Genomic DNA, 20257 nt, shown 5'->3' with positions numbered 1-20257 from the left:
TTTTGACCATGACAGATCAGCGCAGCGATGCATTGCCAATGCTATCCGGATTTGACATTGACTTGTTCAAATCCGGAACACATTATCATATTTATAATAAACTCGGCTCGCACATTATTGAGCGGGACGGGGTTAAAGGAACGCATTTTGCCGTTTGGGCACCCAATGCACAAGAGGTTTCAGTGGTTGGGAATTTCAACGGCTGGAACAGGGAATCACATCCATTAAATAATAGGAATGACGGTTCGGGAATCTGGGAAGGCTTTGTTCATGAAATTGGCCGTGGAGAATATTACAAATATTTTATCCGATCCAATAATGGTTACGAAGTTGAAAAAGGAGACCCTTATGCATTTCACTGGGAAACTCCCCCGCACACCGCAACCGTAGTTTGGGACCTTGATTACCAATGGAATGATGCCCAATGGCTTGAAAAACGCCGCAGCGCGCCGCCGCTCAGCAAGCCCATTTCCATTTACGAAATGCACATTGGTTCCTGGCGCCGGGTGGAGGAAGAAGAAGGCCGGTTTTTAACCTACCGCGAGCTTGCGGCGGAATTGCCCGAATATTGCAATTATATGAATTTCACGCATGTGGAATTTATGCCGGTCATGGAGCACCCGTTTTACGGTTCGTGGGGCTATCAGCTGACGGGTTACTTCGCGCCCAGCAGCCGTTTTGGAACACCTCAGGATTTTATGTTTCTGGTTGACGCGCTGCACCAGGCTGGCATAGGCGTGATCCTTGACTGGGTGCCATCCCACTTCCCTACCGATGAACACGGCCTGGGATATTTCGACGGAACACATTTGTATGAGCATGCTGATCCAAGAAAAGGATTTCATCCGGATTGGAAGAGCTTCATATTTAATTACGGCCGGAATGAGGTGAAGGCATTTTTGATTTCAAATGCTATTTACTGGCTCGATAAATTCCACATTGATGCATTACGGGTGGATGCTGTGGCTTCCATGCTTTATCTGGATTATTCCAGAAATGAAGGGGAATGGATCCCTAACCAGTATGGCGGACGCGAAAACCTGGAAGCGCTTGATTTTTTAAGGGAATTCAACAACGCAGTGCATACGAATTTCCCGGACGTCCTCACCATTGCCGAAGAATCAACGGCATGGCCCGGGGTAACTAGTCCCACCAGCCACGGCGGCCTGGGCTTTGACATGAAATGGATGATGGGCTGGATGCACGACACATTATCCTATTTTCAGCGCGACCCGGTTCATCGGTCGCATCACCAGGGACAACTGGCGTTTAGCATTCACTATGCGTTTTCTGAGAAATTTACATTGCCGCTCTCGCATGATGAAGTGGTTTACGGTAAAAATTCGATGATCAATAAAATGCCCGGTGACCATTGGCAACAGTTCGCCAACCTGCGTTTGCTTTACGGTTATATGTTCGGGCATCCGGGTGCGAAACTGCTCTTTATGGGCGCCGATTTCGCGCAACGGCATGAGTGGAGACACGATTTCAGTTTGGATTGGAATGAAAACAACAATCCATCCCATACGGGCATTCAGTTGCTGTTAAAAGATCTGAATGGTTTCTATCAGTCACAACCTGCTCTCTATGAAAATAACTTTTCACAGGACGGCTTCGAATCGATTGATAATCAGGATGGCGTAAACAGCATTATGAGCTGGATACGGAAAGGACAGAATGAAGAAGACGATTTAATTTTTATCGGAAACTTCACTCCTGTTGTAAAAAGTAACTACAGGGTCGGCGTTTCGAAACCCGGATATTACCAGGAAATTTTTAACACCGATGACCTGAAATATGGTGGATCAGATGTGGTGAATAGGGATGAACAGGAAAGTTATCCTGTCCCAAAACACAGCAGGGTTCATTCGCTTCCGCTCGTTTTACCACCATTGGCCATCGTTGTACTGAAATATGTGCGGGAATTTGAATGGCTGTAAATTAAACTTTCATCAATAAACTATCATTTATGTCATCTGGCGGAAAATATGCGCTGATAACCGGCGCAACAAGCGGCATAGGCTACGAGCTAGCGTTGCTGTTTGCAAAAGATCAGTATAACCTGGTCATCGTATCACGCGATGAACAGCAACTTGCAGTAAAGGCCCAGGAATTCAGGCAGCATGGTGTAGAAGTGATCACCATTGCCAAAGACTTCTTTAACCGGGAAGAAACATTGTCGGTTTATGACGAAGTGAAAAGTAAGGGAATCACCATCGACGTGCTTGTTAATGATGCCGGACAAGGTGTTTACGGATTGTTTCAGGACAACGAGCTGGACAGGGAACTGGACATCATTGAGCTGAACATTTCAGCTGTGGTCATCCTGACCAAGCTGTTCCTTAAAGACATGGTGGCGGCGAATTCCGGAAGGATCCTTAACCTGGCCTCCATTGCGAGCAAAACCCCAGGCCCATGGCAGGCGGTTTACCATGGTACCAAAGCATTCGTGTTGTCTTTCAGCCAGGCCTTACGCGAAGAACTGAGCGAGACAGATATTACTGTAACCGCATTACTGCCAGGCGTAACCGATACGGATTTCTTCAACAAGGCAGATATGAACAGCAGCAAGGCAGTCCAGGATGAAGACGCAAAAGCGGATCCGGCGGGTGTAGCGAAAGATGGTTATGACGCGCTGATGGCAGGAAAAGATAAGGTAATATCAGGGCTCAAAAACAAGCTGCAAATGGGCATAAGCAATATCACGCCGGATAGTATGGTAGCGCACAATATGAATGAAATTCAGAAGCCTGTGGACGAAGAATAATCGATAGGATTCTGATCATAAGGCCATATCATCAATGTGATGATATGGCCTTTTTGCTTTTAGCCTTTAAATAAATCAAACCCGCCTTTAAATGGTTCAAAAATCACATTCTTCTTCTTTTCTCTTAATTATACTTCCGGATTAAACCGGATCGGCGTAGCAAATCTCACAACCAGACGCTCTGTAATTGATGCAGTCTGACGTTGATCATGTTTTCGTATACTTACATCACCTTTACATTGAGAACGTTATGATAAATGCGCTAATTATTGATGATGAAAGAAAAGCCCGTTACATTCTCGCCAATTATCTGGAAACGGTGATCCCGGAAGAAATGACCATCATGCATGCACAATCCGTGGATCAGGCTGTGGAAGTGATGAAAACCTTTAAACCAGGAATCATTTTTCTGGATGTGGAGATGCCTGGAAAATCCGGATTCGATTTGCTTGTTGAACGAAAAAACCCTGATTTCGACATTGTCTTTACAACCGCTTTCAACAAATATGCGATCCAGGCGATCCGGTTCAGCGCGCTGGATTACTTAGTGAAACCCATTTGTGTGGAAGAACTAAAATTTGCCATTAACCGGCATCTTGACAAGGTAAAAGAGAAAAATGCCCGCCCTAAGCAAGTCCTTTTAGATAACCTGATTGATAATATCAAGAAAAAAGACATCAAGGATTTCCGTCTGGCCGTCCCTTCCAGCGAAGGCGTTTTCTTCTTTATGCTCGACGAAATTCTCAGGCTGGAAGCTGATAAAAATTACACTTCCATTCATTTAGTCGGCAAAAGGCCATTCGTTTCCAGCAAAACATTAAAGTTCTTTGACGATATGCTGGGAGAGTTTAATTTCATCCGTACACATAAATCACATTTGGTCAATTCCCGGTATATTAAGCAGGTGACGCACAACAGTCAGTATGTGCTCCTTTCGGACGGGTCGCAAGTGGAAGTATCCAGAAGAAAAAAGGAAGAAGTCCAACAGCAGCTGAACCTGCGCTAAATTACCTTACCATTTGATCAAACAATTTACTTAAACTTAATTCCGGCTCCCGACAAAATCCAGGATGAACTTTCGAACACTGTACAACAGTGCTTCTTGTGGCGGTGAGCCAGCGAAACCGGGAGGCAGGCGGTAGCGCAGCAATGGTGCCGCCTTCTTTTTTGCCCAAACAAATTAACTTCAATGCATTCAGATATGCGCTTACCTCATCCAGATCCAGACTTTCGGAAAGCACGCGTAATTTGGCAGCATTCAACTCGATAACACATTCCAGGAAACGCTTCGACGGACAGAACAAAATAACACCCACATTAACAAATTCTTCGCGCTCGACCCTGGGCACGACGCGAATTACGGCGTACTCAAATAAGTGCTGCTCTTGCATCATTCGCTCCTTTAACAAATATATCCGACACGGAGAGCCGCGACGCTAAAAATTTCACATAAGCCTGCCGGTGATCTTCGGCAGTTTCAAAAGGCGCATCGCGCAAAAGCCAGTCATCCGGGATCAGGGATACAACAGCCTCGATTTTTTCAACATTCAAAATTGATTTGAATTCAATATCAACAGACTCAATTTCAGAGGCAGAGCGAATCAACACGTGGTCTTTTACCTGTGCAAATGGCCGTTTGGCCTGTTCCTCCCAGTTATCCCATGAATGGTGAAAATACAATGCTGCACCATGGTCAATGAGCCACAACTCTTTGTGCCACATGAGCATATTGGTATTTCTGGCAGTGCGGTCGACATTGGTAATGAGGCTGTCCAGCCAAACAATGGCGGATGCAAGCCGCGGATCGACATCTGTTACAACCGGATCGAAAGTAATGGCACCTGATAAATAATGAATAGCCAGGTTCAATCCTGTGCTGGCCCTGAGCAGGTCCTGAATTTCTTCGTCAGGCTCGGTCCTTCCAAACGCTTCGTCCAGATTGGCGAAAACAATTTCGGGCACTTTCAAACCCAGTAACCGTGCTATTTCCCCTCCTATCAGTTCCGCAATAAGCGCTTTGGTTCCCTGGCCGGCGCCACGGAATTTCAGGACATAGAGAAAATCGTCGTCGGCTTCCGCAATTGCAGGCAGCGAACCGCCTTCCCGGAGCGGGGTAACATATCGGGTAACATTTACAGTTCTGGGTTGTGGCGGATGACCATTCATTACATGACGCTAACGATTCAAAGACGTCAATATAGGGATTTTTCAGAAAACAAGTCCCATTCCGGCGCGCAGCCGCGTAAGTGAAAGCGAATCTTATCACCTCGATATTTGTCCCTTAAAATGCGGCAATGAGCCAGCGCCGAATGAGTTTGAAGGTCAATGTTCCGTCAGGGGTAACGGAATAACCGTATGCAAATGCCTCGCAAGTATCTTTTTTTTAAATTAGTAGTCCAAATGTTAGCGTAGATGTACGGTTTTAGCTTAGGTAGTTTTACTGAATTTAGGTTGATTAGCGAGAGGCTCTATTAAATAAAAACAGTTTGTTCAAACGCGACCTGGCTTCTGATAGATGTTGGAACGGTATTTTATGCTTTGTCTTTATATAAAACAAACTAACAACCTAATCCAGGAAGCCGATGAAAACGCTGAAAATATTGACGATCATGATGGTGTTAACTGCACCGACGATTGCTTTTTCCCAATCGCGGGACAACAAAACAGAATCAAAACGATCAGAGCGAACATTCCAGAAAAAGTCATCCCGCGTGAGCTCTACGACAGACACATCCGATGTATCTGCGATCATTAAGGACTCGTCCAATGCAGAAAGCGGGCCTATTCTCAACGACAACGGAACCATAAGCACCAGCGGAACGATTAACGGAAGAAGCAGCACCGGTCGCCCCGATGCCGATACAACCACATCGTACTCAGTAAAACGCAACAAGAAAACAATCCGAAGCGGCGGCGCAGCAATGCCCGACTCTACAAAGCCAAAAAGAAAGCCCTAAGCACATTTGTCTTGCATAGACGCTGTTTTTGAATTTGGACTTTTAACAGCGAACTTGCAATATGGTCTTTGATTTTCGGTTACAGGTTTTTAACACAGTGGCCCGCCGGCTCAACTTCACAAAAGCGGCCGCGGAGCTCTACATTACACAACCTGCCGTAACGAAGCACATCCACGAGCTGGAAAATCAGCTTAATACCAAGCTTTTTGAACGGAACGGCTCGCGGGTAAAGCTCACACAAGCCGGTGAAATCCTGTTGCATCATAGCGAACAGATTTTCGAGATTTACCGCAACATTGAGTTTGAGATCAACAACTTAGCACAGCGCCAAGGCGGGAAGCTGCGGTTAGGCGCCAGCACCACCGCGGCGCAGTACATTCTCCCTCCTATCCTGGCTGCTTTTCACAGGAAGTTTCACAACATTCAGGTAACGCTTACAATCAAGAACACCGAAGAAATTGAGCAAGCGCTTCAAAACAAGGAGATTGACCTTGGTGTGATTGAAGGTTTCTCCAAAAATGCTGCCATTAAATATATTGAGTTTCTAAAAGATGAAATCGTTCTGGTGGCGGCCAGCAAAAACCCTACGGCCGTAACCGGCACCATTTCATCGGAAAAGCTCAAAACAATCCCCCTGCTCATGCGCGAACCGGGTTCGGGCACATTGGAGGTGATTGCACATGCCCTGAAAACGATCGGTGTCAGCATTGCCGACCTGAACATTGAAATGCAGCTGGGCAGCAGTGAAAGCATGAAATTGTACATGTTGCATTCCGATTCCATGGCGTTAATGTCTGTTCATGCTGTTTTGAAAGAATTGCAAAGCAAGGAATGCCGGATTGTGGACGTGGAAGGCCTGAACATTGACCGCTATTTCTATTTTACGATCCTGCACGGGCAGCACGAAGCCTTACCAGACCTTTTTATGAAATTCGCACGCTTTCACAGAGAAGCGGACCGCGCGAAATGAATTGGCCTATTTTGAGTAGTTATTTCGATTATCCCATTTATTAAGTTGAGTTAGTATCCATTTTTCATCTGGCACCCGACGGAATATTTTTCTGAAATTAAATTATGTTAAAGATTACTTTTAGTCTTGTCTCTGCCTTCCTGATTCTCTATTGGAGTCAGGCAGTTACCGATCGCTCCCAACCCGTTAACACTTCATTAAGCGCTATAAAAGCAGATTCTCTGCCCAATGCAGCCGCCTGGCCTGCCGAGCTTAATGTTACCCATTTTGCAGGATCAGATCTGACGCCAAGCCCTGCCTGCCTCGCAGTGGCAGCCAGCGGGGAAGTTTTTGTGGGTGTTGACATGATCGGATCATTGGGTAAAACGCCTGGAAAGGGTCGCATTGTAAGATTAGTCGATTCCGATCATGATGGGAAGGTTGATAAGAACACCACATTTGCAGAGGTCGATAACCCACGCGGCATCATTGCGATGGGTGACCGCGTTTTTGTTTTACACACCACTTTTTCAAAAGAAACACAGAAAGCATCGGGCATGGACCTGGTCGTTTTTGAAGATAAAAACCGGGATGGCGTGGCCGACGGAGGCCCTTCTCCATTGATCCAGAACATCAGCTCACCCAAATTTCTCCAAAGCCGCGGAACAGATCACTCAACGAACGGGATCAGGATGGGGATTGATGGATGGATTTACATTGCAGTCGGTGATTTTGGTTTCCATGATGCCGTAGACAGATCAGGAAAAAAACTGACCCAACTAGGCGGCGGAATCGTGCGTGTCAGGCCCGACGGCACCGAAATGGAAGTTTTCACACACGGAATGCGCAACATTTACGATGTGGCGATTGATCCTTACATGAATATTTTTACAAGGGACAATACCAATGACGGAGGCGGCTGGAACATTCGTTTTAGTCACCAGATTCAATCTGGCGAATACGGCTATCCTGTTCTTTTCAAACATTTTACAGAAGAAATTATTCCGGCACTTGTCGATGTGGGCGGTGGCTCGGGAACGGGTTCTTTATTTATGGATGATCCGAACTGGCCTGCAAAATACAACCAGGTGCCCATGATGGCCGACTGGGGCAGAAACCAGCTTTACATTCACCGTGTAACAACCGACGGGCCATCCTTCACGCAAAAAGAGGAAGAATTCATTAAGCTGGCCCAAATCACTGATATTGATATCGATGCGTCAGGAAGCGTTTATTTATCTGCCTGGGATGGCGCGGGTTATTCCGGAAATCCGGGCAAAGGTTTTGTTGTTCGTGCAGTGCCAAAAAACTGGCAGTACAAGCCATTTGTTGATCTGAAAAAATCTTCTGTAAAAGAGCTGGCTACGCTGCTGAGCCATGCAAGCGCTGTTCAGCGTCTGGCTGCGCAACAGGAGCTGCTTACCCGCAAAACAAAAGATGCTGCGAAAGCATCCTGGAAAATAGCCAGCAACAAACAACTTCCGCTTTATGCCCGTGTCGCCGGCATTTACACTTACGCCCAGGCCGCCGGAAATTCAGGAATTAATGATCTGGTCAAACTTACGGATGACAATGATGTACGGGAATTCGCTTTACGTGCCCTGGCAGACCGCCTGAAAAACGCTCAGGACGTTCCCGTTGAGCCGTTTTTGAAAGGTTTGCAAGAAGGAAATCCACGTGTTCAGCTAGCCGCAACCATTGGCCTGGGCCGACTAGGACGCCCTGAAACAGCCGAAGCCTTATTAAAAGTAAAAGTGCCGGCCTCGTTTGTATCTCCTGCCAAAGGAACGGAAGGGCCGCATGCCACGCCGAACGCTCCTATTATCACACCTCACATCGCCGTAAGAGCGCTTGTTGCCCTTCATGCCGTGGATGCATGTGTGAAAGCTGTGGGCACCGAAAACGCCACGCTCGCACTCTGGGCATTGCGTTATATGCACGACCCAAAAGCAGTGTCGGGGTTGATATCGGCATATGGACAGGCAAAAGATGATGCGTCCAAAAATCAGATCCTGACCACGCTTGCGCGGCTTTACAAAAAAGAAGCACCTTACGACGGCTCATGGTGGTGGAGCACGCGCCCAGATACGCATGGACCTTACTATAAGGCCGTTACATGGGAATCTTCGGATGCGGTCAAAGGTTTTTTAATGGAGGAATGGAAGAAAACGGATGAGAATGGCAAGCAGCGCTTTGCCGACCTGAATGGACGTCTGCGCATGGGAATTACCGAATTTGGTGGTGAAGAAGTGGTTGCAGCGAAAGAAGAAGTAAAGATCGATTTGAATAAAATCCGCAATAAAAAAGGACAGGTCGGCGAATCTTCGATTGAAGATGTAATGCTAGCCATTGCAAAAATAGAAGGCAATCCTGCCCTGGGTAAACAGCTTTTCACCAAGCAGGGATGCATTGCGTGCCACAGCCTGAGCAAAGGAGAAGTCATGAAGGGGCCGTTTATGGGCCAGATCGGTTCTATTATGAATCGCGAACAGATCGCCGAATCAATATTAAAGCCTAACGCATCTATCTCTCAGGGATTTGCGTCCGTATTGATCACAGCGAAAGGCGATAAGACATACATGGGGTTTGTTTCCGAAGAATCTGCCGAGAAGCTTGTGATCCGAGACATTACAGGACAAGTAACGGTCGTAAAAGCGTCAGATATTATTTCCAGGAAAGAAATGGAATCATCCATGATGCCTCCTGGACTTGCCAACGAGCTTTCTTACGAGGAATTTGCTTCCCTGATCACATTTTTGTCTCAGCAACGGAAATAGCGCCTGTCGCTGAAAACCCCAAGCATGCCTAAACATCCCGCTCATGAAAAGACTTCTACCGTTTCTCTTTTTGCTTGTACTGGCATCATGTAAGGATGACGAGAAACAGCCGGTCCCCTATCCGGACCCGGCAGTTTTGGCAAAGCACCAGGCACCTTTTGGGTCGCCGCCGGTGGATGTGAAACTGAAAAAGCTACTTTTTAATGGTAAACTGTTTGCCGAATACATCTATGAGGGCGATCTGCTCCGTGAACAAAAGAAGTTCCTTTTTTTTGATGTTCCGGGGCATTATGAGAGCGGCAATTTTGTGCGGAATGCAGGAGTTACGGAATCTTATGATGTGGTTTCCGCTGAGTGGAATGGCGAGGCACAGTATGTTTCTGACATCTTCAAACCCGCCTATTCAATCAGATTCAATCCACCCGTGAATGACTCATTGCGTGAAGTGACAGAAGAAAACCTGATTTTCCTGGAAATCTTTTATAGAACATATGCCATTGACAAACAAGGCTTTATCACACGCCAGGAATTCACAGAGAAGACCAACACGGCTAACGATTTTTCCATATTCTATATCAGAAACGAGCAGCATAACATTGCTAAAAGCTGGGTTAAATATGCCGCAGAAACGACTTTCGCCAGTTTTGTCACGTATGAATTTGATACTCATCCAAACCCGTTTTTTAAGCTTGGGCTAGACCGAAACGGTCAACTGGCTGCACATGCCATGAGCCCTAACAATGTTGTGAAAGAAACCATAAGTGATAAAAATGGCCCGATCTATTCCATTGACTATAAGTATGATTACGCTTCCAACGGTTATCCCGCCAAAGTCACCGTCGGGTCCGGGAACCCGGCTTTCACACCTTATACGATGGAATTCAATTACTGAATCGGTGTCACATTATACTCTTCCGTGACGGCGGGCGTTGATGGGGATAATGATGGAAAAGGCGGTGCCTTGTCCGGGTTCGGATTCCACTGCAATGCTGCCGCCGTGGTTACGGACGATCTTGCGACAGTAAACAAGCCCCGAGCCATCGCTTTTTTCAAGTTCTTCGTTGATGAGATTGGGAAAAATGTCGAAGATCCTTTCGAGCTGATGTTTCGAAAAACCGGCGCCATTATCCTCGATCGTTATTTCGATCAGCTCCGAATCATTCTGCAATGGAAGCTGGGGCGTATTCTTCTGTGTGATTTCCTTTGAGCCAATTGTGATCTCATGCACTGCGCTTTTTTTCGAATGTTGCATGGAATTGGTGATCAGACTGTAAAATAGCTGCTTCATCTGCGCAAAACTTGCATTAATGACCGGAAGCGGATTGATATGCACTTTCGCATTCTTTTCATCCAGCTCCTCACTCAACTCATCACAAACTTCGGCGACTAATTTTCTCAGATCAACAAGCTCAAAGTCAGTATCATTATATAATTCTGAAAATTCGGATAGCTCCTTTACAAGCTCTGAAAACTTCCTGGCACAGTCATCAACCTTCCCGGCAAGAAACTTAATCTTCTCCACATCTCCCGCTTCGCCTGCCTGCACGAGCATACTGCTGAAAACACGCATTTTTCGCAGCGGTTCCTGCAAATTGTGATTGGAAATATACTTGAACTGGCGGTTTTCGATCACTGAATCCACCAATTTGTGATTCATCTCGTTCAACGCCGTTTTGCTCTGCTCCGCCACCTGTATGGTTTCCAGATGAAATGCGATCAATTCTGCGAAAAGTTTGAACATTCCAATGGTTTTGGTGTTGTTCAGCACCGCTGGCTTGGGATCAATAGCGCATAATGTCCCAAAGAAGTCACCGTTTTTAAGAATAATGGGAATCGAAATATAGCTTTGGAAACCATACATTTTGGGCGTGTGATGGTCTGCAAAAATCTCGCTCATCTGGACATGATCAATGATAACGGCCTGCTGGTTGTCACGGATCTCATTGCATATGGTGGTTTCAATCTGCAATTCTCCGCCCGGCTGTAATCCGAAAGAAATCTCATCGCGTACACTGCACGCAATCCACCTGTCCTGCGTAACCCGCGCAATGGCGGCAAAGCCCATCCCCGTTGATTTACAGATCACTTCGAGCATGGTAGATACGATTGGGATCTTCTTTATATTTTCAATGTCTGATAGTAGGGACGCGTCTGAATATTTCATTCCTATTTGCATTTCGTATCATGTCAAAGTTAGCCAACATATCCAGTATTATGCAAAGTTTTTAATCCCTGCCGCTGCGAGGATTTCGGGCTGTGCATTGCCTGAGCCTTTTGTCAATTTTTATTTTTAAATTGTCGACCCTTAACTTTTATTTAAATCATGAAAAAATTAGTACAAACCTGTCTCCTTGCACTCGCATTAGTGCCTGGCGCTTTCGCAAACCAAACCAATCCGAACCCGTCCGCACCGGCTCCTGCGCCTATCGAAGGGCGCTGGGACATTACAGTGGATATGGATGGTAAAATGGCCCCGTCGTGGCTGGAAGTGCGTCACTCCGGCAACCATACATTGATCGGGCAGTTTACAAGCGTTTCAGGAAGCGCCCGCCCGATTTCAGAAGTGATTTTCAAGGATGGCCAGTTCAATTTCGAGATCCCGCCGCAATGGGAAAAAGGCGATGGTAACTTAAAGCTTGAAGGAGCACTTACGGGAGAAAAGATCGCGGGAAGTGTGAGCACGCCCGATGGCAAGAAATTCAATTTCACCGGTGTTCGCGCACCATCCCTGCGCCGGACCGCTGCGCCTGTTTGGGGCGCGCCGATCAAACTTACCGGCGGTAACGAAATCAAAGGATGGCATGCTGCGGGAGAAAACCAATGGATCGCAGAAAACGGCATATTACGCAGCCCGAAATCCGGCGCCAACCTCATTACTGATCAGAAATTCAATGACTTTAAACTGCATGTGGAATTCCGTATTCCCAAAGGCAGCAACAGCGGCGTGTATTTGAGGGGACGTTATGAAGTGCAGGTTACTGACAGCAAAGGAATGGAACCGTCTCTGGATCAACTGGGTGCGATTTACGGCTTCCTGGTTCCCAGCGAAATGATGGCCAAAGATCCGGGTGAGTGGCAGTCATTCGACATTACATTGGTTGGCCGCATGCTGACGCTCGTGACCAATGGCAAAACCGTGATCACCAATCAGGAAATTCCGGGCATTACGGGAGGAGCGCTGGATAGCAACGAAGGCGAGCCGGGACCGCTTTACATTCAGGGTGACCATGGACCGGTTGAATACAGGAATATTGTAATCACACCTGCCAAATAGGTTCACACATTGATCCTGTCCTTATTGGAATAAACAAAAAAAATGGCGGGGAAAATCCCTGCCATTTTCGCTTACACACACTGTTATGACTTTTACGTCACCTCTTAAAAAGATGCGGGGTTAAGGCATCTGTCTCTTTCGATTATTTAGCTAGGTTTGAAAATACTTTTATATTGAATACGCCGTAAGGCCTGCCTGAATCATTTTGAAAAAAATAACTTTCCTGAAAATCAGGAAAGTTATCTGCATTATTTACTCAACGTTCCTCTATTACTTAACCTTCAAACTTATCCGCCAGATCGAAGAGATCTGACGAATGCCTAAGCCTTGGTTTAGAATATGAATCCAATATGGCATGTTCGAGGCCACCAAGACAAATGCGATGATTAATCGGTGGACCTGAGTGAATTTACGGAAAATTACAGGCCAGAATGGCAAAAATTCTGGACAGGTTGTTATATTTAAAGGTTAATTTTAATTAATTCTATTCCCGACTTAAATCCTTGACTAATGAACCGTAGAGAAGCTGTTCAAAAAATAACCTTCCTGCTTGGAGGCACACTCTCCGCCCCATTAATGGCAGGCATTATGGGTGAAAAACTGAACTTTGGCCCTTCACTTGATATATCCGCCGAACAGGAAGCACTTTTGGCCGACGTGGCAGATACCATCATCCCGGCCACCGGAACGCCGGGGGCTAAGGCTGCGGGCGCAGACAAGTTTATCACCCGGATCATGCGCGACTGCTACGAAATGGCGGATCAGAAGAAATTCTATTCAGGACTGGATAAAATAGATGCGCAAAGCAAAGAAGTGTACAGCAAAGGGTTTTCAGCCCTGGATGCGACGCAGAAAACCGACATTATCAAACGCACAACGGTTTCGGATAAGCCATTTTTCCTGCAAATGAAAGGCTTGACGGTCACCGGCTATTTTACTTCCGAAATCGGCGCAACGCAAGCATTGGATTACTTGCCGATTCCAGGGCGGTTTGACGGCAGCTGGCCGATGCCAAAAGGCCAGAAAAGCTGGGCGCTTTAAACAGACGACTATCCCTGACCAAATCATAAATACTATCCTTATAATGGCGAATTTAAATATTGACGCAGTAAAAGAAGTTACCTACGACGCAATCGTGATCGGTTCCGGCGTATCCGGTGGCTGGGCAGCAAAGGAGCTGACAGAAAAAGGACTGAAAGTGCTAATGCTCGAAAAAGGCAAAAACCTGGAACACGTTACAGGCTACGAAAACGCCCTGAAAGCACCCTGGGAAACGCAATACAACGGCCGGCTAACTGTAAAACAGAAAGAAACGCACCCATTCCTCTCCCGAGATTATCCGTATAATGAAATGACGGAAAAATACTGGATGAATGACATGGACTCGCCTTACGAAGAGAAAAAAAGGTTCGACTGGTTCCGTCCGAATATTGTTGGCGGGAAATCGATCATGTGGGGAAGGCAGTCGTACAGGTTAAGCGACATTGATTTTGAAGCAAATTTAAAAGACGGAGTGGCCGTAGACTGGCCCATCCGATATAAAGACGTTGCGCCCTGGTATTCTTATGTTGAGAAACATGTTGGGATTTCTGGCGAAAAACTGGGGCTTCCTCAACTCCCCGACAGCGATTTCATTCCGCCTATGGACATGTACTTCGTTGAAAAAGAGGTAAGAAAAAGACTTGAAAAGCAATTTCCTGGCCGCAACATGACCATTGGCCGCGTCGCTAACCTTTCACAGCCTACCAAAATCCAGCTTGAAGGGGGCCGTTCTCCGTGCCAGTATCGGAATAAATGCTCATTGGGCTGCCCTTACGGTGCTTATTTCAGTACACAATCAAGTACGCTTCCGCCAGCTGTGAAAACCGGCTTGCTTACCTTGCGTCCGGATTCGGTTGTCCGGGAAATCATTTATGATGGAAAATCGGGTGCGGGAGGCGTTGGTAAGGCAACGGGCGTTCGTGTGGTGGATTCGGTAACATTACAGGAAAAGGAATATTTTGCAGGCTTGATCTTTGTTTGTGCGAGTGCGCTTGCATCCACGGCTTTGCTTTTGAATTCTACATCCGACCGTTTCCCGAATGGAATGGGCAACGATTCCGGCGAACTGGGCCGTAACCTGATGGACCACCATTTCAGGACCGGCGCCAGCGGGGTTTGGGAAGGTGATTTAGATAAATATTATTTCGGACGCCGTGCCAATGGCATTTATATTCCACGTTACCGCAACATTGGTTCCGACAAGCGTGATTACCTGCGCGGGTTTGGTTACCAGGGCGGCGGGGGCCGGCAGGGATGGCAGCGCAATATTGCTGAACTGGCCTTTGGCGCTGATTTCAAAGAAGAATTGACAACTCCAGGCAACTGGACAATGGGCTTTGGTGGTTTTGGTGAAACATTGCCTTACCACGAAAACTACATGTACCTGAACAAGGATAAGAAGGATAAATTCGGCATGCCGGCTGTTGTGTTTGACGCGGAACTTCGTGAAAATGAGAAGAAAATGCGCGTGGATATGATGAACGACGCCGCTGAAATGCTTGAAAAATCCGGCCTCAAAAATGTAAAAACGCACGATAACGGATCTTACCTGGGAATGGCCATTCACGAAATGGGAACAGCCAGAATGGGCCGTGATCCGAAAACTTCCGTTTTGAATGGTAACAACCAGTTGCATTCGGTAAAAAACGTGTTTGTGACAGACGGCGCAGCGATGACTTCGGCTTCCTGCGTGAACCCGTCATTGACTTACATGGCATTAACAGCCCGCGCGGTTGATTTTGCTGTGAAAGAATCGAAAAAGAAAAATATCTGACAAGAACTCACATTAGCATAATAAAACTATCCGGGCTCACCAACGCCGGATAGTTTTTTTTTAACCCACACTCTTTGCAAACAAAATTTGCAATTTTTTGCAATATTTAAATCAGTAATTTCACAAACATTGCATATTATTGCACTTTGATACTTTGAATTAACCGTTTTATGCAAGAAAAAGCAAAAATCAGCGCTGCAAGAAGAGCCGTATTACTCATTTTCCTCGTCTGCGGGATCGGGCTGTCGAGCTGGGCGCCGATGGTTCCATTTGCAAAACTTGCATTAGGGCTCAGTGAGGCCGATTTAGGCATCGTGCTTTTAGCATTGGGAGCAGGTGCGATTTTAACAATGCCTATCACGGGTGTTTTAATCAATAAATATGGCAGCAGGAAGATCTCGCTTCTTTCAGCATTTGTTATTGCTGCATTTTTACCCTTGCTTTTGATGGCAAACACGCCTTATCAACTTGCAGCGGCATTATTTGTCTTTGGGGCGGGCATTGGATCCGTTGACGTGGCCATGAACGCACAGGCCGTTTTGGTTCAGGAAAAACATGGAAGCCACATTATGTCGTCCTTTCACGGAATGTTCAGCGTCGGAGGTTTGCTGGGATCGATTGGCTTGGGTTTTCTGATCAAGGCCGGGCTCTCTCCTACGGTTGCGGCGCTTAGTATATCCGCATTACTCATTGTCATTACCGCCACGCAGTTCAAAAAGCTGCTCCCGCATTCCGAAGAAGCCAAGATCGACAGCGCCACATTCATTCTTCCAAAAGGCCCGGTGCTTATTTTGGGACTGATGTGCTTTATTCTGTTTCTGGCAGAAGGCTCACTGCTGGATTGGAGCGCAGTATTTTTGCAATTCTCCAGGGATTTCGACCCTTCCCTTTCCGGCGTTGGCTATGCGGTGTTTTCTGTCGCCATGGCCGTTATGCGCCTGACCGGCGATGGCCTGATCCACAAGCTTGGGCCTTCTAAGGTTGTGTTTTATGGAACATTTCTGGGGGGAGCGGGCTTCCTGCTCGCAGTAGCAGTGCCCTGGGCACCCGCGGCATTGATCGGTTTCGTTCTGGTTGGTTTGGGTGCAGCCAATGTTGTCCCTATTTTCTTTACAGCCGCCGGTCGTTTTCCTAACGTGCCGCCTTCCGTTTCGCTTCCTGCCGTAACAACATTAGGCTATGCAGGACAACTGGCCGGCCCGGCACTGATCGGTTTTATCGCAGAATTTACGTCCCTATCCATTGCATTAGGCTTTGTAGGCGTGCTTTTGTTCATTGTGGCCTTTACTTACAAGCACAGGGATTGACTTTGAAATAACATTAAAATGCTTCTCCCGTAAAGAGATAAAACCCGGGGCCGTCTTTGGTAAAACCTACATCCAACCTTAGGAAAATGTCCTTTTTAGGAAATAGCAGATAACGCAGCCCTACGCCGCCCGAGGCTCGTATGTGTTTAAATGTGAATGCATTGAGCTTAGGAGCGACAACGGCAGTTCCTGCAAAGGCCACCGCCCCAAAGCGCTTACTGAACCCAAATGGCAGCCAGCGATGCTCCACTTGTCCGGCGAGCATATTTTTGTCGCGATAACGGCCATAGTAGTAACCCCGCATAATCATTTCCCCACCCATCAGTGCAAGCTGGTTGAAAGGCACATTACCGGAATAAAAATTTCCCAAAACTTGCCACGCGAGCACATTGCGCGCGCTCACGGGATGCGATGAACGGACATCCAGGTTTACCCCCTGAAAACTGTGGTTACTTCCCAATCCCGGGCTGTATTTCAAAAATGATATTTCGCCGAAAAATCCTTTGCGAACATTGAGCACATTATGCCGGTTGTCATAAACCAAAGCAGCGCCTAACCCGATATTTCGCGTCCCGTCGCTTCCTAACGGCTTGTCATAGGTGTGGTTATCAGGCTGTTCGAAATTTGTATTATACAATTGCTGATAGTCTATTTCCGGCCCGGCAAAAAAATTGGGCTTGATCTTTCTTAATACACGTTGTTTGAAAAGAATATAATTGGCATCGATCAGTGCAGGATCTTCGCCCACGGTTTCGGGCCCTATGCCGTAATAAAGAAGCGGAAAGCGCTGGAAACGCGTCCTTCCTAAAAAAAACCATTTGTCCTTATCCCCATAGATCGCATTATCAAGCCAGATGCCGTATTGCGCTTCCAATGTCAGGAATGTGAACGCCTGCACTTCGCTTAACCGGTTGAGGGTGTCCTTGTTAGCCTGAAAAATCAGCAGAGAGGACAACCCAAACTCGAAACTAGTCTCCGGGGAATAGCCTAATGTAGGATAGATCCGGAAGCTGGACTCGCCCGGGGCCGTTGTATCAGAAATGGTTTTTTGTACAAATCTTTTAAACCAGCCCTCCTGTGCCTCAGCACAATGGCCCGCCGCCACAAATAGAATCATGAGCAGCACCCCAACTTTGATCTTATCCAATTCCGGTAACTTTTGATGAGAAAGATTTTACATGTCAAGAGATATAAAAACTGCGCCAAATGCCGGTCGCTTATTTCCAAAACGATAGAAATCCGTTCAGTAGATCATAATTACATCATTGCTTTCCCTTAAAACGACAAGATTCCCTGATGAAAAAATTAACGGCACTTATTATACTCCTCTTTTTAACCACCACCCTTTACGCACAAAATAACAGAGATCTCTGGTGGAAAAGGAACAACCTGCGGGTAATCCAAATGAACCTGCCTTCCTATGAGGCCGCGACCATCAATGCCGATTCTATTGTTGCTGATCTTATAACTTATTCAGCCAACACACTGCTGATCAACGCCGGAGGCATTATGGCGTTCTATCCTACCAAGCTTGATTTTCATTACGCCAATCCTTTTATGAAGGAAAATGTGCTGGGTGATGTGATAAGAAAATGCCATCAGAATAACATTAAGGTCATCGTCCGCTTCGATTTCAGCCGCGTCCACGAAAGCATTTACAAAGCCCATCCCGAGTGGTGCTACATTTCTCCAAAAGGCGAACGGATCATTAACACCGATATGTATGTGGTTTCCATCAATGCGCCATATGTCCAGGAAAAAGCATTCAAGATCATTGAAGAAGTGATCGATATGTTTCCGATCGACGGGATTTTCCTGAATATGCCGGGTTACCAGGTTAATAACCCGTACGAAGGAAAATACCACGGCATCGACCAGAATGATTTTGACAAAAAGGCTTTTGCCACATATTCCAACGGAAAAGTGCTTCCTACCGAAGAAAATAAAGCTGACACCCTCTATCAAAAATATCTGGAATTCAAGAAACATACGGTTGAAAACTGGTCTGAAAAATTGCACAAACTGGTTAAATCCAAAAATGAGCAAATCGCGATCTGCACATATTCCGACAAGTTCGTGGACATTATCCGACACGAATCACAGAGCATGACCACCCTGCCCTACTGGCCTTACACGGCCTCCGACAATGTCAGCAATGCAGTCAATTCCTTTCCGGAACACATTATCAGCAATGCCAGCATTCAGCAGATTTCTTTTCAATCGCGTTACAATGCGGTTGAGCCTCAGGAAGTCCAGATCCGTCTTTACGAAAACATCGCCAATGGTTCGGGCCTTGATCTGAGTATGATGGGTGATATGCGGGGATATGAAGACGAGCGGAATTATGAGGTGATCAGGAAGGTTTACGCTTTCCATAAGAAGCACGAGGCGTATTTTGGTAAATATAAATCAATGGCTAAAATAGCTGTCATCGCGCCCGGAGCCTGGCCTAGTGGCGAGCCTATGCAGGAATATCGTGGCATCCAGCTCATGCTCCGCGAGGCACACATTCCATTCGACATTATCGAAGACGGTCAGATCGGAAATTTGTCCGAAAAAGTAAAGAGTTATAAGCTCATTATTCTCCCGGAGATTACTTATCTGAAACCGGAAGCTATAAAAGTGCTGAAAGAGGCCAGTAAAGGCGGCACAAACCTGATTGCCACAAACCGCACCATGTTCGACAGCCCGGAAACCTTGCAGGAATTGTTTGGGGCGAAAATTGAGAAAAAGGACAACGACGGTGCCGGAAATTATCTCGTGCCGGATAACCCGAACATTTTCAAAAGCTTTCCGGGACAAAAAATGCTGTTCTGGAAATTCAACCTGGGGCTTTATGATCTTTCAGGCACGGACGAAAAACTACTTCCTGTTCTGTCTAAAGGCCGCCCCGGCCCGCCCGAGATCATCGGAGGCCACGAGCCTACGGGTTATTATGCATTGGGAATCAAAAATCATGAAAAAAGTAAAGCGCTCATTTTCCCGATAAACCTCGGCCGGATCTATTATATGCACGGTTACCAGGAGCACAGAAATCTGCTTCTGGACGCCATTAACTATGTTTTGCCGGAAGCCAGTCAGGATATCCAAACCAATGCGCCGCAAAGAGTTGAAGTTATTTTAAAGGAATTTTTGAAGAACAACGTCAGTAATAAAGAGAAGACAACAAGCGAGGGATTGATTCTGCATTTGGTCAATCTGACAGGTTTCAGCGGCAACACCTATTTTGAACCATTGCCTGTTTATAATTTGAAATTCAAGATCAAATCAGAGAAAAAACCTGCCAGAATCTTCTCATTAAGCAGCGGAAAACCGATTAAATTCACACACGATAATGCATTCATCAACCTGGAAATGAGCAAATTAGATGGGTTTGATGGTGTTGTAATGGAATATTAAAACGGTAAGAAA

At 46.4% G+C, this 20257-nt stretch carries 16 protein-coding genes; 12 read left to right on the top strand and 4 right to left on the bottom strand.

The window, feature by feature from the left end; translation table 11 throughout:
* The first annotated feature begins 8 nt into the window (after positions 1-8).
* The 3 genes from glgB (at position 9) to L0659_RS11410 (ending at position 3773) form a co-directional block, all read left to right on the top strand.
* A complete protein-coding gene (gene glgB / locus L0659_RS11420; protein WP_235126118.1) occupies positions 9-1940 on the top strand; it encodes a 1,4-alpha-glucan branching protein GlgB in 1932 nt (643 codons plus the stop codon).
* A 29-nt stretch (positions 1941-1969) separates the two neighbouring features.
* Complete coding sequence (locus L0659_RS11415) at positions 1970-2767, top strand: SDR family oxidoreductase (protein WP_235126117.1); 798 nt, start codon at positions 1970-1972, stop codon at positions 2765-2767.
* A 250-nt stretch (positions 2768-3017) separates the two neighbouring features.
* Positions 3018-3773 carry a LytTR family DNA-binding domain-containing protein gene (locus L0659_RS11410; protein WP_235126116.1) on the top strand — a complete coding sequence of 252 codons (756 nt, stop codon included), beginning with the start codon at positions 3018-3020 and terminating at the stop codon, positions 3771-3773.
* A 1-nt stretch (position 3774) separates the two neighbouring features.
* Here L0659_RS11410 and L0659_RS11405 read toward each other — a convergent pair whose 3' ends face one another.
* Together L0659_RS11405 and L0659_RS11400 are read right to left on the bottom strand one after the other, a co-directional pair.
* Entirely contained in the window at positions 3775-4161 is a 387-nt protein-coding gene (locus L0659_RS11405; protein WP_310590700.1) for a DUF3037 domain-containing protein, read from the bottom strand.
* Complete coding sequence (locus L0659_RS11400) at positions 4136-4933, bottom strand: HipA family kinase (RefSeq protein WP_235126115.1); 798 nt, start codon at positions 4931-4933, stop codon at positions 4136-4138. Before L0659_RS11400 ends, L0659_RS11405 begins: the two co-directional genes overlap by 26 nt.
* 416 nt (positions 4934-5349) lie before the next feature.
* On the opposite strand from L0659_RS11400, the gene L0659_RS11395 reads away from it, so the two are divergent.
* From L0659_RS11395 to L0659_RS11380, 4 genes are all read left to right on the top strand, one after another.
* The gene (locus L0659_RS11395) at positions 5350-5724 is read left to right on the top strand and encodes a hypothetical protein (RefSeq protein ID WP_235126114.1); all 375 of its coding nucleotides are present in this window, start codon (positions 5350-5352) and stop codon (positions 5722-5724) included.
* A 61-nt stretch (positions 5725-5785) separates the two neighbouring features.
* Positions 5786-6694 carry a LysR substrate-binding domain-containing protein gene (locus L0659_RS11390; protein WP_235126113.1) on the top strand — a complete coding sequence of 303 codons (909 nt, stop codon included), beginning with the start codon at positions 5786-5788 and terminating at the stop codon, positions 6692-6694.
* A gap of 104 nt (positions 6695-6798) precedes the next feature.
* Positions 6799-9450 carry a HEAT repeat domain-containing protein gene (locus L0659_RS11385; protein WP_235126111.1) on the top strand — a complete coding sequence of 884 codons (2652 nt, stop codon included), beginning with the start codon at positions 6799-6801 and terminating at the stop codon, positions 9448-9450.
* Between the two features lie 43 nt (positions 9451-9493).
* Positions 9494-10342, top strand: a complete 849-nt coding sequence (locus L0659_RS11380; protein ID WP_235126110.1) for a hypothetical protein — start codon at positions 9494-9496, stop codon at positions 10340-10342.
* A 12-nt stretch (positions 10343-10354) separates the two neighbouring features.
* Here the strand turns inward: L0659_RS11380 and L0659_RS11375 are convergent, their stop codons facing one another.
* Entirely contained in the window at positions 10355-11614 is a 1260-nt protein-coding gene (locus L0659_RS11375) for an ATP-binding protein (protein ID WP_235126109.1), read from the bottom strand.
* 159 nt (positions 11615-11773) lie between these two features.
* Between L0659_RS11375 and L0659_RS11370 the strand changes: the two genes are divergently transcribed.
* From L0659_RS11370 to L0659_RS11355, 4 genes are all read left to right on the top strand, one after another.
* Positions 11774-12724 (top strand): DUF1080 domain-containing protein, encoded by a 951-nt coding sequence (locus tag L0659_RS11370; protein WP_235126108.1) that lies wholly within the window; start codon positions 11774-11776, stop codon positions 12722-12724.
* Between the two features lie 510 nt (positions 12725-13234).
* Positions 13235-13765, top strand: coding sequence for a gluconate 2-dehydrogenase subunit 3 family protein (locus L0659_RS11365; RefSeq protein ID WP_235126107.1), 531 nt, complete (start codon positions 13235-13237; stop codon positions 13763-13765).
* 43 nt (positions 13766-13808) lie between these two features.
* Entirely contained in the window at positions 13809-15539 is a 1731-nt protein-coding gene (locus L0659_RS11360) for a GMC oxidoreductase (RefSeq protein WP_235126106.1), read from the top strand.
* A gap of 170 nt (positions 15540-15709) precedes the next feature.
* Positions 15710-16846 (top strand): MFS transporter, encoded by a 1137-nt coding sequence (locus tag L0659_RS11355; RefSeq protein ID WP_235126105.1) that lies wholly within the window; start codon positions 15710-15712, stop codon positions 16844-16846.
* Positions 16847-16859: 13 nt separating this feature from the next.
* Here the strand turns inward: L0659_RS11355 and L0659_RS11350 are convergent, their stop codons facing one another.
* Entirely contained in the window at positions 16860-17993 is a 1134-nt protein-coding gene (locus L0659_RS11350; protein WP_235126103.1) for a BamA/TamA family outer membrane protein, read from the bottom strand.
* Between the two features lie 149 nt (positions 17994-18142).
* On the opposite strand from L0659_RS11350, the gene L0659_RS11345 reads away from it, so the two are divergent.
* A complete protein-coding gene (locus tag L0659_RS11345; protein ID WP_235126102.1) occupies positions 18143-20245 on the top strand; it encodes a family 10 glycosylhydrolase in 2103 nt (700 codons plus the stop codon).
* Positions 20246-20257: the final 12 nt, after the last annotated feature.

This window comes from Dyadobacter sp. CY347, from assembly GCF_021502655.1.
Classification (GTDB): domain Bacteria; phylum Bacteroidota; class Bacteroidia; order Cytophagales; family Spirosomataceae; genus Dyadobacter.
This window is presented reverse-complemented; position numbering and strand designations above follow the sequence as displayed.